We start from the raw sequence: 15333 nt of genomic DNA, 5'->3' as shown, positions 1-15333 counted from the left end.
AATGCTGCGTATAATTCGCACAATTATTTCTCATTCTGACGGGTAGCAGGCATGACACAAGACGAAATGAAATTAGCAGTGGCACAGGCAGCTGTGGCACATATTCAGGGTAAGCTGGGTCAGGATTCCATTGTTGGGGTCGGTACCGGCTCCACTGCCAATTTCTTCATTGATGAACTGGCGAAAATTAAGCATCTGTTTGACGGTGCCGTGGCCAGTTCAGAAGCGACTGCTGAGCGCCTTAAAGGTCACGGAATTACCGTATATGACATGAACGCGGTTGATCAGATGGAAGTGTACGTCGACGGTGCTGATGAATTCGACAGCCGGATGAACCTGGTAAAAGGCGGCGGCGGTGCACTGACCCGTGAGAAGATTGTTGCCGCGGTGGCGAAGGAATTCGTCTGCATTGTGGATGCCAGCAAGCAGGTTGACCTGCTGGGGGCATTTCCGCTGCCGGTTGAAGTGATTCCGATGGCCCGTTCCCAGGTTGCCCGTGAACTGGTGAAACTGGATTGTCAGCCGGTGTACCGGGATGGTTTTGTCACCGATAACGGTAACATCATTCTGGACTTACATGGTCTGGAAATCGAACAGCCGAAAGAGCTGGAAAACCATCTGAATAACATCGTCGGTGTGGTGACCAACGGTCTGTTTGCCCAGCGCGGTGCGGATATCGTTCTGATGGGAACGCCGGAAGGCGTGGTGGAAATCACAGCCTGACAGCCCAAAATAAAAAAGCCGTTGCTCAGCAACGGCTTTTTTTTGTCTGCTGTTTGCTTGCCTTAATTATGGATTGGCGGTTTTCTTCTGCCATTCCCGGTCGGCGCTTTTGATGTTTGCATCGACATTTTCCAGCCATGTCTGGCGAACACCCAGGCTGTAATTCAGGAACAGTTTGTCATCTTTAATGGTGAAAGCGGCCGGATCGGAAGAAACCACTAAACCGTGGGCCATTGCCTGGGCGCAGTAGCCACCGTACTGTGGTGAATACTTTTCCGGGTTGCCGTCAAACAGGGCTTTGTTTTCTGCGCTGGAAAAATACCAGGTGGTGCCGTCACGCTGGCTGGCGAAAGCTGCTGAGCCTTTAACAGGCTTACCTTCGGTGAAATAGGCTACCGGATCATGGCCCTCAAGGGCGCCTGCTTCGTTTTGATAAACTGGCTGATCAGCCAGACTGGTGCAGGCTGACAGTACGGATGCAAAGAAAATAACTGTCAGGATCCGCCAGTACTGGCCAAAACCTGTTGTGAGTCGGTGAATGAACATGGTTTTATCCTCTGTCTGTATGTCACAGTCAGGCAGACTAAGGCTAATCTACCTGCTATCTGATGAATGAACGGATTTACAGCTTGCCGTTCCAACGTGAAAACAAACTGAATTGTGCGTCATTAAATGTGGAGCCACTGCTGATGCAGCTTTTTTCCGGACAAAAATATCTGAACCTTGCCATGTTGCTGCTGCTGTTGCTGACCATTGCCGGGTTACAGCACCTGACAACCAATGCCAGCTTTCTGGCCTATTTTGATCAGAAAGATCCGTTGTTTGCCGAATATCAGCGTTTACAGGAAAATTTTACCAGCAGAGAGCGTTTGCTGGTGGTGGTGCAGCGTAAAGATGGTGGTTCATTGCTGGAAGCAGACGGCTTTTACCGTCAGAGCAGGGATTTACATAAACAGTTGGAAGGTTTGCCGGAAGTCGTCCGGGTGCGGGGATTTTTAACCGCTCTGAAGCTGAAGTCGAACATCTTCCTCAGCCCCCGGGCCCGCACCGCGCTCGATGGCAGCTTTATTTCGGCCGACAGCAGTACCGCCCTGATCGTGCTGGACGTGGCGTTGCAGAACCGTAAATCTGCCCGGCAGATTCTGGCCTTCAACGGCCAGGTGACCGCACTGGTGGATGCTGCTTATTCGGATGATATTGCCGGGTATCTGTCCGGTACTATGGCGCTGAATAACGCTTACATCGATACCGTTCGCCATGATCTGAAATATTTTATTCCTGTGCTGCTGGGGATTATGTTTGGCCTGTTATGGTGGAGTTTCCGGCGTTTCGCCATTCCCCTGATGCTGATGGGGGTGGGGACGCTGTCCACACTGGCAGCCTTTGGGACCATCAGTTGGATGGGATATTCCGTCACCGCCATCAATGCCTTTACGCCGATCATTATCATTGGTCTGAGTTTGGTAACCGCCATGCATAACGTGCTGTCGTTTTATCAGGCACGGGCCGAAGGTAAAAGTGCAGAGCAGGCGGTGAAAGACAGTTTTCAGATGAACCTTAAGCCCCTGACTTTAAGCTGTCTGACGACCGCAGTGGGCTTTCTCGCACTGCTGTTCAGCCCTTCTCCGCCAGTGATGGTAACCGGGATTGCCGCGGCGGTGGGGCTGGGTGTGTCTTACCTGCTGACGATCAGCTGGTTACAGGCAGGGTTACGCCGGTTTGCACCACCGGCAGAGGTGGCTGCCGGCTGTATGGCCCGGCTGAATGTGTCCCGCTTATCCTGCGGTGGCCAGAAGCGGGTGGTGAGTGCCGCGGTATTACTCTTGCTGCTGGGGGGCTGGGGGCTGACGCAACTGACCGTGGATGACAACGTCTATGAATATTTTCCGGAAGATTACAGTTTTCGTCAGTCGGTGAATATTATTGATAAGGAGCTTTCCGGGGCGTCAGGTATCAGCTATGTGATCAGCGCCGGGGAAGGGCGGGCGTTCGCGCCGGCGGATCTGGAGACCCTTGATGCCTTTACCGGCTGGCTGAAAGCGCAGCCGGAGGTGCTGAAAGTTGTGCCCGGCAGTGGCGCACTGAAACAGCCGGACAGCTGGACGCGGCTGGTTGAGGAACAGTTGTATAACCCGGATACCCATATGCTCAAGCTGAGGGTACGTATGCCCCAGCAAAGCGCCCGGGCGATGATCGCCTTTGATGACCGGGTCCGTCAGTGGGTTGAGGAGAACCCCGGTACCCTGAATATTTATACCGGTGGCAGTGCAGATCTGATGTTTGCGCATCTGAGTATCAGTAACGCCCGCAGTATGTTGTTATCGTTGCTCGTTGCGCTGTTTGCGATCAGTCTGTTTATCGGCTTTATGTTCCGGGGCTGGCGGCTGATGACACTGGTGTTTATCTGCAATTTTGCCCCGCTGATTCTTGCCTATGGATTGCTGGGTATCAGTGGCGGCGCGATTACCCTGGGCAGTGCGGTGGTCATGGGCATGATTATCGGCATTATCGTGGATGACAGCCTGCATATCTTATTTAAATATCGCCGTTACCGTCGCAGTGAGCCGGAAGCGGCGGCGCTGCAACGGCTCTGGACCGATGTCATTCCGGCCGTATTTATCAGCAGCCTGACCATGATTCTGGCCTTAACGGTTGGCCTGTTATCGGATTTTAAGCCTATCTTTGAGATCAGCCTGTTCAGCATTGTGATTATCTTTATCGCCTTACTGGCGGATATGTATTTATTGCCGGGCCTGTTAAAAATGCGCTTTTTTCAGCGGCATTTCAGGTAAATCCTTAATATAGATGCTGGGCTATCTGACCGTTATGTTGACCGGACCCTTATATGAACCAGCGTTGTTTTCCGTTACCAGAAGCATCTATTACCGAACCGGATAATCATCCGGTGCGGCACTGGCTGGAGCGCCATCCGGACTTGTCTGTGGGGCTGTCTGCATTACAGCAGACGGCACTGGCCCGGTTGGTGCCACTGTTACTGTGCGGGGAGCAGTCCGCCATTCATGTCTTTCATACGGAGTACAGTCGCCGGGAAGATTCCCAGTTTTATCTGGCGCAGATCGAAGCGGATGAACGGCTTCACGAAATAGCATTACAGCGCCTGCTGCAGCAAGTTCCCGAGTATGAGAATCTCCACCGCCTGAAACGCCAGGCACAGTTATTTTACGCCCGTATTCAGCAGGCCAGCGATAGCGTCGCCCGGCACTTTTACACCATCAGTCAGTTGGACGCCTGCGTGTGTGTGCTGATGAATGCCGTTGCCAACAGCAGCATTAAAGGCACGGCGGCAGCCGGGCTTTTCAGCCTGATTAAGCGGGATGAGGCGCGGCATGTCAGCATTGCCAGGCGTCATGCGCTCCGGTTACAGCAGGATATATATGAACAGCCACCGCTGGATTTCTGTATTCATCAGGGGCTGGTGAGTCTACTTCAACAACAGACCGCGGCGTTTGAGATGCTGGGCATTGATGCCGATGCACTGTTTCAGCGTCTGGTACAGATGGCACCGGTATCCGGTTCAGCAATTAAAGGAGCAGCATAATGAGTGTTCAGGTAGCACCCGGCCGGGTAAAACTGCGTAGCTGTGGCAACGCCTTTCCGGGAGAGCACATCAGTAATGATGTGTTGCTGGATCATCTGGAACAGCTATGTGACCGGAAAACCGCCCGTCAGGCACGGATTATTGCCCGGCGGTTAGGCATTGAGGGGCGGTATGTGAGCCGCCGGCTGGATGCCGCCTTATCTGAACCCCAGGAAACGGCACCGGTGCTCTCAGCCCGGGCGATCCGTCAGGCCCTGAGCAGCTGCCCTGCGGATACGGAACTGGGGTATCTGATTTCCCATACGGCGTCTCCCCATACCCTGTTACCCTCGAGTGCCGCCTGGATCGCTGAAGAGCTGGAGCTGCAGGCCCCTTACATGGAGTTGAGACAGGCGTGTACCGGTTTCGCCAGTGCATTGCAGATTGCGGTGCCGATGCTGCACCATAATCCGCAGATGCAGCCGGTGTGTATTGTCGGTACAGAAGTGGGCTCGGTGTTTTTTGACATTGCCGCTGACTTTATCGACACCGCCCAGTTAATCAACTATGTACAGATGGGGGATGCCGCAGCGGCGGTTGTGCTGGACCGGGACGACGGCAGTGATGAGCAGATCATCAGTCACTGTTTCAGCGGCCACATCGGGCTGCACAAGGCCCCCGGCTTTGAATTATGCGGTGGCGGTTCTGCCCGGCCGGTGTGTGAACAGAAACTGCCCTATTTCTTACACCGGGCAGACAGTGTCCGGGAAGCGGGTCCGCAGCTGTTTCTCAAAGGAATAGAAGCGGTGACCGGGCTGGGGTTCTCGCTGGATGAGTTTGATTTTATCCTCCCTCATCAGGCCAATGGCCATATTGATGCCTTGCTGAGTGAGTATCTGCAGCTACCCCGGGAGCGGATCGTGAACGATGCCTGTCGCTGGGGGAATCTGGGTTCCGCAGCAATCTGGGCAAGTCTTAACGGGCTGATTTTATCGGGCAGGTTAAAACGCGGTCAGCGGGTACTGGTGCTGGGTGCCGAAGCCACCAAATATATGTACGGCGGGTTTATTTACCAGCACTGAGGTCGCTGTTTCCGGTTTGCTGCAATATCTGTGCTTCGCTGACGGGTTTGCTGAGTGAATCGAGCTCAGGGTCTGCAATCCAGTCGCCGTTCGCCGGAATATCCTGTTTGATGACATGTATCACTGCGTGTGCCGGCAGATAGGTATTATGCCGGATACCCGGGCCGATGCGGATGATCTCACCGGCCAGATGCCGTTCCAGCTGTATCTGTGTGTTGTCCTGTGTGGCGTACGCCATGGCCATCCAGCCGGACTGAACAATGTAGATTTCGGTAATGTGCTGATGCCGGTGGCTGTTTTGCCACGCGCCTTCCTGGCCCGCCACTGTTTTGATATAACCGCTGCCGTCATTGCCGCTCAGGCGAAAGCGGGTTTCGCCGTTAGGCATCTGCTCGTGGTGGCACTGCATACCATATTCAGCAGCGGCCTTTTCAGGGCTGATGCGGGTCATTTCAGCTCGTTGAAGAGACCGTTGGAGCCCACCGCGTAATACTTACCCTGACCAAAGCCTACCGCGTAAACCGCCGTGCTGTTCGGACCGTAAGCGTCGCGTTTTTCTATGGCCCACTCACGCAGCTGCTCACCGGTGGCAACATTCCAGAGCTGAACCGAACCGGAATTTGTCCCGGTTAGCAGCCGCTGGCTGTCGGCAGAAAACTCTGCGGCCGTATAGGTGACGCGCCGGGCAAACAGGTCCCGGTTGTCGGTCAGGGTGTGAATGATCTTACCCGTTTTGGTATTCCAGATGATGGCGTCATCCAGGCTGGCAGAACTGAAGGCTTTTTCGTTGTTGGGGGCCAGTGCCACCGTATCAACCACGTTACCCAGTTCAATGGTGTGTAATAACTCGTTGGTTTCGACGTTCCAGAATCTGGTTTTCCAGGCATCGGAGCCGGTCAGGGCAAACTGAGCATCTTCGCTGAGGTCGACGGCTTTTACCCGGGCCTGATGGCCAAGGGTACGTTTAACACCGCCGTTTTTAATGTCGAAATAGACTGCGGTATGGTCTGCCAGACCCAGCAAGGCATAATCGCCATTGGGGGATAAATCCATGCCGAGAATTTCAGCCGGAGATCGCCAGAAACCGGCGGGGCGGCCATCCTGCAGGCTCCAGAGGACCAGGTCCTGCTGGTTTGCTGTCGCGGCGTAGGACTCATCCGGTGCAAATGCGGTCGCAGCAATGATGGTGTATTCGCCGTTGGCGTGATTCCAGTTATACAGGCGTTCCTGCTGCAGATTATTCCACAAGCTGCCACCGTGGTTAAACGATCCCAGCACGGTGAATTTACCGGTGGGGGATATTTCTGCCGAATAGGCGCCTTTCTGGGCGTATTCGAAGGTTTTGCTGGGCGCATCTCCGGAACCGCAGCCGGATAACAGCCCGGCACTTAACAGTGCCGTGGCAAATGCGCGAACAGAATTCCCCATTATGCTTCCTTAGGTAGTGCTGGTGTCGTAAACCTGATCTTTATGGGCGATATGCAGAATTTCGATCATCTGGTCTTCCAGAGAGAAGCGTTCTTCCAGTGACTCGCCAAGATGGGAGAGGCGGTCTGCCAGTTCCTGCATATCTTTCAGTGTTTCGCCGTTGAAGCTGGAGAAGTTGTCATTGAAATCCAGCGCTTCGTCGGTATTTGTCTGGATTTTTGGAAACAGATCCTGGGCGGCTTCCAGGCTGCCATCGTTAAACTCACCGCCTTCTTTCAGCAGCTGCTCGTAGACTTCGAAGTGTCCGGAAGACAGATAGTCCATCAGGATCTGACAGAAAGTCTGGATGGGCGCCGCCAGATCATTGACCGGTGTCTGCGGGAGGCTGACGAAGTGGCTGATCAGTTGTTGGCGCTCGGTGAGCCAGTTATCGATGATTTCACTCACACCGCCCCAACGTTCCTGAGCGGTTTTGCATTTTTCTAACATGGTGGTGTTCCTTGTGTTTAGAAACCCGCAGAAAGATACCGCTGTCCTGCAGGTGCTGTCTCCAAGTGAAGACATCAGACAGGTGCCGCAGGTCCGTTTTCTCGACGGCGGAGCCAGGCGGGCAGTTGCCTGATTATCTGGTTTTTCCATCCCTGCGATACATACTAATCCCAACGGATTGCAGGTGGCAAGGATCAGCTATATGGCAACCGCAGAGGTTCGCGGTATACTGGTGCCACTTTGGGGATGTCTGCTAGCGCAATGTGGGCAAAAGTCATTGATTACTGTGATAATTAATGCGATCAGATAAATTGTACGGGGAAAGGTGAACTATGCTGCGTCGCTGGTTTTTAATATTGATGATGGCCTGTTTTGTAACGCCGGTCTGGGCGGCGGATGAAGAGGAAGCTGTACCTGAGGATTACATCAATTATATTGAGATGAAGCCTTTTATTGCTAACTTTTCCAGCACCGGTAAATTACGTTTTCTCAAGTGCCAGGTGACTGTTCAGGTGGCTACGCCTGCCGCACACCATGCGGTTAACTACTATAAGCCGGAAATCCGCCATGAAGTGCTGATGATTCTGAGCGATAAGCAGGAAAGCCAGCTGAAGTCGGTTGAAGCACAGGATGCACTGGCAAAAGACTTATTGGCGGCGGTGCAAAAAGTGCTGCTGGCCGAAGAAGGCGAAGCCTTTGTTTCGGATCTGTTCTTTACCAGCTTTGTTATCCAGTGACGGTCAGACGTGATCATGACGGCGCCCTGTTTTAACGAACCCGGCGCCGTTTTTATGTCTGCAGTGATGGGTGTGAACATACGATGAAACCGGACAACACTGAACCCCGCATCTGGCTGGGGCTGGAGATCAAGCAACTGGCGGATGATCTGGTCTGTCATCAGCAGCTGGAACTGGATGAACTGCTGCAGGGGCTGGGCTTGTCAGCAGATGAATTTGCTGATCCGGCAATTCGCTTATCGCTGCACCAGGAACTTAGCCTGTATGTGCGCATTGCCAATCTGAACTGTGATCCCTATCTGGCGTTAAAACACGGTCTGCGCCAGACCCTTAAAGACTTTGGCATTCTCGGTGTGGCGATGATGAGCGCCACCAGTCTGGGTGATGCCTGGCGGGTTGCGGTCAGGCATAGCCGTTTACTGAGCTATTCCGGCCGTTTTCGTCTGCTGGAGCAGGACGGACAGTTAAGTCTGCTGATGCAACCGGCTCCGACGGATGCCGTGACGTCGGTGTTCGAAGCTGAAAGCTGTTTTGCGATGTTACTGGCGGTATCCGCAGAGTTGGTGGCCGACACAGTACGCTGCCATCGGATCAGCTTTACCCACACGGTCAGTGAAGCATATCAGCAACACTGGGCAGAGCAGCTTGGCTGTGAAGTCCGTTACGGTCAGCCGGACAATATGCTGTGTCTGTCTGCGGCAGACAGTCTCCGGGCGATTCCCTTTGCCCATCCCGAATACAGCCAGTATATGAATGAGCTGTGTGAAAACCGTATCAAGGCCCTGCAAACCGAATCCGGTGTGGCGGCCCGGGTCGAAAGTCTCTTGCGGCAGCATGAAGGCAAAATCACCCTGCCGGAAACAGCCGCAAAGTTGTCATTATCGCCCCGCACACTGAGACGCCGTTTAGCCCTGCAGGGCAGCAGCTTTCAGGCACTGCTGGATCAGGTCCGGTTTGAACGGGCCAGACATTTACTGCTGACCACCCAACTGACAGTCGCCACTATCGGCCTGCAACTGGGATACCGGGATGTGGCGAATTTCCGGGCGGCCTTTCGCCGCTGGGCGGGGGTCACACCAAAAGCATACCGGCAGCAGCCATCTGAGTAGTAAATGGCCATAACTGATAAAAAATTGGCCGGATATCACCCCTTGTTGTCCCTTTTACCCGCTGTGTTGCCGCGCTTACCGACGGCACAATCAGGGTTCATAGCAATGACCAAAGGGTGGAGTGATGGCAATTTTCAAGATGGCCGGGGTACAGCGGGCAGTGACAGAAGCACTGGATGACTGGGGCGATACACCGGTGCCTGAGGATGGTCCGGCCTCTAAGCTGCGCGGTTTGGCGCAAACCTTTGATGATGACCGTGTGGAAGTGGGTGTATGGGAAGCCAGCCCCGGCCGCTGGCGCCGGCAGATTGAGCAGGCAGAAATGTGTTACTTCCTGGCGGGGCATTGCAGCTATACCGACGAAGCCGGGGTGACGACTGACATCCGGGCCGGTGACCTGCTGTATTTTCCGGCCAACAGCCTGGGAATTTGGGAGATTCACCAGCCAAGCCGCAAAGTGTTCATTGTTCATCAGTAAGGGAGAGGCGCTTGAATAACCGTATTTCAAGCCGGTCAGGCAGTCCGGTATATCCGGATTCCTATTATGCGGCAACGGCTGCAGAAGCGCCGGGAGACCCGGCTCTGGCAGGCGATATGACAGCAGATGTCTGTATTGTCGGTGGCGGCATGACCGGGCTGAGCGCTGCGCTTGAACTGAGCCTGCAGGGATTCAGTGTGGTGTTGCTGGACGCGGAAGCGATGGCCTGGGGCGCATCAGGGCGGGCTGGCGGTCAGTTAATCGTGGGCTACGGGGCGACACCGCAGGCCATGGAACAGCTGATGGGCCGGGAAGATGCCCGGGAAGCGTTTCAGATCTCGGTGGATGCCTTACAGCTGGTACGTGACCGGATCAGCGAATACCGGATTGACTGTGATCTGGTGGCCGGGCAGGCGGAACTGGCGGCCCGCCCGGAACATATGGATGAATTCAGGGAAACCTGTGAGCTGCTGGCCGGTGAATATAACTATTCCCTGCAGATGCTGGATCGTGAGCAATTGCGTGAGCAACTGGACAGCCCGGTATATCACGGCGCCTGGTTTGATCCCCGGGGCGGGCATCTGCATCCGCTGAATTATGCTCAGGGGCTGGCCCGTGCGGCCCGGGAAGCAGGCGCACAGCTGTTTTCTGCAACCCGGGTGCTGGACATACAGCAGGGCAGCAGCCCCCGGGTGGTGACGTCCGGGGGCAGGGTTCACTGTCGGCAGGTGGTGGTGGCCGCTAATGCTTATCTGGCCAATCTGTTACCGGGTATCGAAAAACGCATTTTACCGGTAGGCAGCTATATCTGTGCCACCCGGCCCTTAGGCGCACAGGCCGGCGAACTGATCCGCAACAACATGGCGGTTGCCGACAGTAAGCATCTGACCAGTTATTACCGGATGTCTGCCGATGGCCGGTTACTGTTTGGCGGCCGTACCGGGCTGACACAGAAACAGCCGGCAAACCTGCAGCAGGTGATGCGCGCCCGGATCAAACATATTTTTCCTCAGTTGCCTGATCCGCAGTTTGATTATTGCTGGGGCGGCAATATCGCGGTGACGATGAACCGTATGCCTGATATCGGGCGGCTGGGAAATAACCTCTACTATGCCCATGGCTTTTCCGGTCATGGGATTCTGATGGCCAATATGGCCGGTAAACTGATGGCGCAGGCGATTGCCGGTGAGGCCGGTCGTTTCGACCTGTTTGGCAGGATTCGTCACCGTAACTATCCCGGCGGCACGTATTTACGTAAGCCCGGGCTGGCACTGGCGATGCTGTATTTTGCGCTGCGGGATTTAACCGGCTGACGGCAGGAGAACAAGATGACTGATTTTATGAAACGCAGTGTATTACTGGTAGCGGGCTGTTTATTCAGTTTACAGCTGGCAGCACAGGAACGGGTACTTGTGGTGGGGGCCGGTATCGCCGGTTTGGCCGCCGCGAAGGATCTGCAGGAACAGGGCTTTGATGTCACCGTACTGGAAGCCCGGGAACGGATTGGCGGGCGGATCTGGACGCTGCGCAGTGAAGGCATCGCCTATGACATGGGCGCTGGCTGGATTCACGGTATTGACGGTAATCCCATTACGGCGCTGGCTGAAGCATCCGGTACCGGCATGACGGATATTACCCGGTATGAAAATGCAGTGATTTACGGGGCGGATGGCAGCCGTGATGAGATCAGCCGCGAGGCGTTCTTCCGTTATCAGGCAGTCTTTGAACGTTATGCTGAAGCGTATCTGGAAGAGCATCCTTTTGCGTCGGTTGCGGATGCCGTGCAACAGGCCCGCAAGGATGGCGAGCTGGACTTTCTCAGCGACCGGCAAATTGCATTTTTGCTGAATACTGAAATGGAGCATGAGTATGCCGGCGAGGCAGAACGGCTGAGCATCGAAGGTTACGATGAAGGGGAAGATATGCCCGGTGAAGATGTACTTTTCACTGATGGTTATGACGGGATTACCGATTATCTGGCGGATGGGCTGGATATTCGGCTGAACCGGCCGGTGACGGCGATTCGCTATTCTGACCGGCAGGTTGAGGTCGACGCGGGGGAAACCTTTATTGCCGACCGGGTGCTGGTGACGGTTTCGCTGGGCGTGCTGAAAGCGGGGGCTATCCGGTTTGAACCGGCGTTGCCGCAAAGTAAGCGCCGTGCGATTGATGATCTGGCGATGGGCTTGCTGAATAAAGTCTGGCTGACCTTTCCTGAGGTGTTCTGGAAACAGGATAAGGATACCGATCTGATCCAGTATGCGGGAGAGCAAGAGGGCCGCTTTGCGGAATGGTACAACGTCTATAAGTATTCCGGTAAACCGGTCCTGCTGGCGTTTAATGCCGCCGAATATGCCCGGGAACTGGAGCAGCAGTCAGATGATGCTGTGACTGAAGATGCAATGCGCGTGCTGAAAACGCTGTATGGCGATGATATTCCTGCGCCGGTTGATGTGCATATCACCCGCTGGCAGGCCGATCCGTTTTCGCTGGGGGCGTATTCCTATACCCCGGTGAACGGCCGGGCAGAACAGCGTGAAGATCTGGCTGCTCCGATGGCCGACCGGGTGTTTTTCGCCGGAGAGGCAACCAGCAGTGACTACCCCGCCACAACCCAGGGTGCTTATTTGTCGGGGCTTCGGGAAGCACGGCGTATTCAGCGTTTGCGGTGAGAGGAAGTGCTGGATACAGCAACAAAAATGCCGTCACGAAGACGGCATTTCTGTATCACGGTTGCGGATCAGTCACAGCTGAGCTGATACACGGAACTGTCGCTGGTATTGATCGCCAGGTCAGTACTGCCGGAAGTCTGATTGGTGGTGCTGGGGCTGGTGTGCGTTTCAACAGGCTGCTGTTGCGGGTCGCGGGCGTACATGTTTCATCCTTGACTGATGCCAGTCGGTTCACTGTGTGCTTACAGTGGCCTCTGTCTGAGGCTTAATTTTTTAAAGGTATTCCAGACGGGGACAGCCAGTTCTCTCATCTGAAGGCCGGGAATTATAGCAGGTCATTTTTTAACCGCCAGCATCGGTGCTGAATCAATCCCGATTTTTGAGCAGATAATTACCCAGATTGAGGAATGCATAAAAAAGGCCTGCCGGGGCATAGCGGCAGGCCTGTAAAGGGCGGTGTTTGTGGTGTGCTCAGAGAGACGCAGTATGTTGTTCTATATGCTGCTGCATGACATCGCTGTGCACCTGCAGCCCGGCGAACAGCTTCTCGGTCCACATCAGGGCACCGGAGCACAGCAGGAAGACTTCCGGAATCACCAGCCATTCGCCAATCATTGCCCCGCCGGACCGCTCGTGCTGCTGTAAAGTCAGCTCACCGATCTGTTCTGCCCGCTGACGGGCCAGCCGGGCGCAGGCCTCGGCAAACTCCGACGCCCGCTGATTTTTCTTGTGTGCCATGGAGGAGGACGCCCCGCGGCCATTCCGGTGGCCTTCACTGATTTCACCGATATCGGATGACGCCAGCAGATTAGCATTCTGAGCGATCTTACACAGACTGGCGCTAAGGCTGCCCAGCGCCATGATTATATCGGCAATGCCGTCCCGGGCGTTTTGCCAGTGAGGATCAGCAAAGCCCATATTCAGTGTGTCTGCCATGGCCGCTTTTACTGCCTGTCCGGAGCTGTCCGGGTAGGCGGAAAGATCTCCCACCGGGCCGCCGACCTGTACCATCAGACCATGGCTGGTGGTGTATTGCAGGCTGTCCCGGCGACGTTTCAGCTCGGCAATCCAGACATCCAGCTTAGTGCTGAAGTGCAGGGGCACTGCGTGCTGGCCGTTGGTCCGGCCAAGCATGCGGGAATGCCGCTGTTCCTGTGAATGCCGCTGTAACTGAATCAGTACGGCTTCAAGCTGCAGCTGGATTTCAGTAATGCTCCGCTGAATCTGCAGCATGGTGGCGGTATCCATGATGTCCTGCGTGGTGGCCAGATAATGCACATAGGGTGCGTGATCAGGGCCAAGCAACTGGCGCAGTTGCTCAACCAGCCCGACAATCGGCCGGCCGACTAATTGCATCTTGTCCTGCAGGGCCTGTTCATTTAGCTGGCAGGCGGAAAGCTGAGCCAGACGTTCTGCTGCTTCCGGGGGAATCAGCCCCTGATCCGCCTGACAGCGGGCCAACGTCTGCTCCACCTTCAGCCAGGCGCTCAGCATGGCCTCTTCAGACCATATCTGGCGCATGTGCAGCGTAGAAAAGCAGGATTCGTACAGCGCCCAGTTAAGCATCGGCCAGCGCTCCTTTAACCTTGCGCCGCTGTTTCATGATGCTGCGCACCCGTAAGGCAATGGCGGCGATACCTAATATCAGGAATGCCAGTGCAATGGGCCGTTCAATGAAGATCATGGCACCGTCTTTAGACATCAGCATGGCCTGACGGAAGGTTTCTTCAGCCCCTTTTGCCAGCACAAAAGAGATCACAAATGCAGCGACATTGAATTCATATTTACGCATCAGCCAGCCGGCAAAGCCTGCACAGGTCATCACTGTCACGTCGAACAGCGATCCCCTGGCTGAAAAGGCGGCAATGAAGGCGGTCAGAAAAATCAGCGGATAGAGCACCTGGGTTGGGATTTTCAGAATGATCCGTGAAACTCTGGTTGCACCGAAGTAACCGATCAGGCCGTAGGCGAAGATGCCGAGAATACCGCAGGCGAACAGCTGATAAACCAGTTCTTTATCGGTCAGGAACAGGGTCGGCCCCACCTGAATACCGTGGATCAGGAATACGCCTAACAGAATCGCTCCAATTGTTGAGCCGGGAATTCCCAGAGTCAGTAAAGGTGCCATTGAAGGGCCGGATACCGCATTGTTGGCCGCTTCCGGTGCGGCAACGCCTTCCAGCTTGCCTTTGCCCCACTGTTCAGGGTCCTTGGCGCGGCGTTTGCCCTCACCGTAGGAAATAAACGCGGCAATGGCCGAACCCAAACCGGGCAGGACGCCAATGGCAGCACCGATTACACCGCCGCGCAGGGCGTGAGGCAGGCAGGGTTTGTATTCTTCCCAGCTGAGCTGGTTACCGTCCGGGTCGGTGGTTTCGTTGCTGGTGATTTTTGCCGGCTGATTACGGCGTTCTTCCATCTGGGCAAAGACTTCGCCCAGCACGAACACGCCGATCATCAGAGGTACCAGACCAATGCCGTTGGACAGCTCAAACATGCCGAAGGTATAGCGTTCTTCGCCGGAAATAGGGTCGATACCTATCATGGCGATAATGATCCCCAGCAGGGCGGATGCCAGCCCCTTGAGAACGGAATTGCCGATCACCGAGCCAATTACCACGAAGGCTGCAAAATATACGGCAAAGATTTCCGGCGGGCCGAGCTTCAGGGCCAGTGCGGCAATGAAGCCGACGCCGATAACCAGCATAATGTCGCCCATAAAATCACCGATGACGGAGGAAATGGTCGCAACTTTCATGGCTTTGCCGGCTTTACCGGCCCGGGCCAGCGGGTAACCGTCTATCTGGGTGGCGGCCGACGCGGCAGTACCCGGGGTGTTAAACAGAATGGCAGCAATCGAACCGCCGTAGCGGCCGGATTTGCCGATCACGTAGAGAAACGCCAGTGCAAACAGCGGTGGCATGTGAAAGGTAATCGGCAGCAGCATCGCAATGGCGGCGGATGCGGTCAGGCCGGGGGTGGCGCCGACGATCATGCCGACGACCGCCGCCAGTAAAATGGCACCAAGCAATACCGGATCGGTAATGACAGAGAGCAGGGCCGGAAAAATTTCCATA

Annotated in this window: 16 protein-coding genes; 9 read left to right on the top strand and 7 right to left on the bottom strand. The window is 55.1% G+C overall.

Going from position 1 to position 15333, the window contains the following annotated elements:
• The first annotated feature begins 51 nt into the window (after positions 1-51).
• Positions 52-723, top strand: coding sequence for a ribose-5-phosphate isomerase RpiA (gene rpiA, locus PCI15_RS22355; RefSeq protein WP_271272074.1), 672 nt, complete (start codon positions 52-54; stop codon positions 721-723).
• Between the two features lie 66 nt (positions 724-789).
• On the opposite strand, the gene PCI15_RS22350 is transcribed toward rpiA, so the two are convergent.
• Positions 790-1269: a YHS domain-containing (seleno)protein gene (locus tag PCI15_RS22350; RefSeq protein WP_271272073.1), complete on the bottom strand. Its 480-nt coding sequence runs from the start codon at positions 1267-1269 to the stop codon at positions 790-792.
• 143 nt (positions 1270-1412) lie between these two features.
• Between PCI15_RS22350 and PCI15_RS22345 the strand changes: the two genes are divergently transcribed.
• Genes PCI15_RS22345 through PCI15_RS22335 form a run of 3 tightly spaced genes read left to right on the top strand, consistent with a single transcriptional unit; the run spans position 1413 to position 5343 of the window.
• Positions 1413-3515, top strand: a complete 2103-nt coding sequence (locus PCI15_RS22345) for an efflux RND transporter permease subunit (RefSeq protein ID WP_271272072.1) — start codon at positions 1413-1415, stop codon at positions 3513-3515.
• A 53-nt stretch (positions 3516-3568) separates the two neighbouring features.
• The gene (locus PCI15_RS22340) at positions 3569-4282 is read left to right on the top strand and encodes a vWA domain-containing protein (protein WP_271272071.1); all 714 of its coding nucleotides are present in this window, start codon (positions 3569-3571) and stop codon (positions 4280-4282) included.
• Entirely contained in the window at positions 4282-5343 is a 1062-nt protein-coding gene (locus tag PCI15_RS22335) for a 3-oxoacyl-ACP synthase III family protein (protein ID WP_271272070.1), read from the top strand. Before PCI15_RS22340 ends, PCI15_RS22335 begins: the two co-directional genes overlap by 1 nt.
• Here the strand turns inward: PCI15_RS22335 and PCI15_RS22330 are convergent.
• From PCI15_RS22330 to rsd, 3 genes are read right to left on the bottom strand one after another with little or no spacing between them, the layout of a single operon-like run.
• Entirely contained in the window at positions 5327-5794 is a 468-nt protein-coding gene (locus PCI15_RS22330; RefSeq protein WP_271272069.1) for a hypothetical protein, read from the bottom strand. The two genes, PCI15_RS22335 and PCI15_RS22330, sit on opposite strands and share 17 nt — an antisense overlap.
• Positions 5791-6771 (bottom strand): WD40 repeat domain-containing protein, encoded by a 981-nt coding sequence (locus PCI15_RS22325; protein WP_271272068.1) that lies wholly within the window; start codon positions 6769-6771, stop codon positions 5791-5793. The genes PCI15_RS22330 and PCI15_RS22325 overlap by 4 nt, the downstream gene beginning before the upstream one ends.
• Positions 6772-6780: 9 nt before the next feature.
• Positions 6781-7260 carry a sigma D regulator gene (rsd, locus tag PCI15_RS22320; protein WP_205659556.1) on the bottom strand — a complete coding sequence of 160 codons (480 nt, stop codon included), beginning with the start codon at positions 7258-7260 and terminating at the stop codon, positions 6781-6783.
• 359 nt (positions 7261-7619) lie between these two features.
• Here rsd and PCI15_RS22315 point away from each other — a divergent pair, with 359 nt between their 5' ends.
• The 5 genes from PCI15_RS22315 (at position 7620) to PCI15_RS22295 (ending at position 12256) form a co-directional block, all read left to right on the top strand.
• A complete protein-coding gene (locus PCI15_RS22315) occupies positions 7620-7997 on the top strand; it encodes a flagellar basal body-associated FliL family protein (protein ID WP_271272067.1) in 378 nt (125 codons plus the stop codon).
• Between the two features lie 83 nt (positions 7998-8080).
• Entirely contained in the window at positions 8081-9106 is a 1026-nt protein-coding gene (locus tag PCI15_RS22310) for an AraC family transcriptional regulator (RefSeq protein WP_271272066.1), read from the top strand.
• Between the two features lie 124 nt (positions 9107-9230).
• The gene (locus PCI15_RS22305; RefSeq protein ID WP_271272065.1) at positions 9231-9584 is read left to right on the top strand and encodes a cupin domain-containing protein; all 354 of its coding nucleotides are present in this window, start codon (positions 9231-9233) and stop codon (positions 9582-9584) included.
• Positions 9585-9595: 11 nt separating this feature from the next.
• On the top strand, positions 9596-10897 hold the full coding sequence (locus PCI15_RS22300) for an NAD(P)/FAD-dependent oxidoreductase (protein ID WP_271272064.1): 1302 nt from the start codon (positions 9596-9598) through the stop codon (positions 10895-10897).
• A 15-nt stretch (positions 10898-10912) separates the two neighbouring features.
• Positions 10913-12256, top strand: coding sequence for a flavin monoamine oxidase family protein (locus PCI15_RS22295; RefSeq protein ID WP_271272063.1), 1344 nt, complete (start codon positions 10913-10915; stop codon positions 12254-12256).
• Between the two features lie 68 nt (positions 12257-12324).
• Here the strand turns inward: PCI15_RS22295 and PCI15_RS22290 are convergent, their stop codons facing one another.
• From PCI15_RS22290 to PCI15_RS22280, 3 genes are all read right to left on the bottom strand, one after another.
• Positions 12325-12459: a hypothetical protein gene (locus tag PCI15_RS22290; protein WP_271272062.1), complete on the bottom strand. Its 135-nt coding sequence runs from the start codon at positions 12457-12459 to the stop codon at positions 12325-12327.
• A gap of 268 nt (positions 12460-12727) precedes the next feature.
• A complete protein-coding gene (locus PCI15_RS22285; protein ID WP_271272061.1) occupies positions 12728-13822 on the bottom strand; it encodes a lyase family protein in 1095 nt (364 codons plus the stop codon).
• Entirely contained in the window at positions 13815-15332 is a 1518-nt protein-coding gene (locus tag PCI15_RS22280) for a tripartite tricarboxylate transporter permease (RefSeq protein ID WP_271272060.1), read from the bottom strand. Before PCI15_RS22280 ends, PCI15_RS22285 begins: the two co-directional genes overlap by 8 nt.
• Position 15333 lies beyond the last annotated feature (1 nt).

Origin of the sequence: Aliamphritea hakodatensis (genome assembly GCF_024347195.1) — a bacterium.
Taxonomy (GTDB): Bacteria; Pseudomonadota; Gammaproteobacteria; order Pseudomonadales; family Balneatricaceae; genus Amphritea; species Amphritea hakodatensis.
Note: the sequence above shows the minus strand (reverse complement) of the source record. Positions and strands in the feature narration are given on the sequence as shown.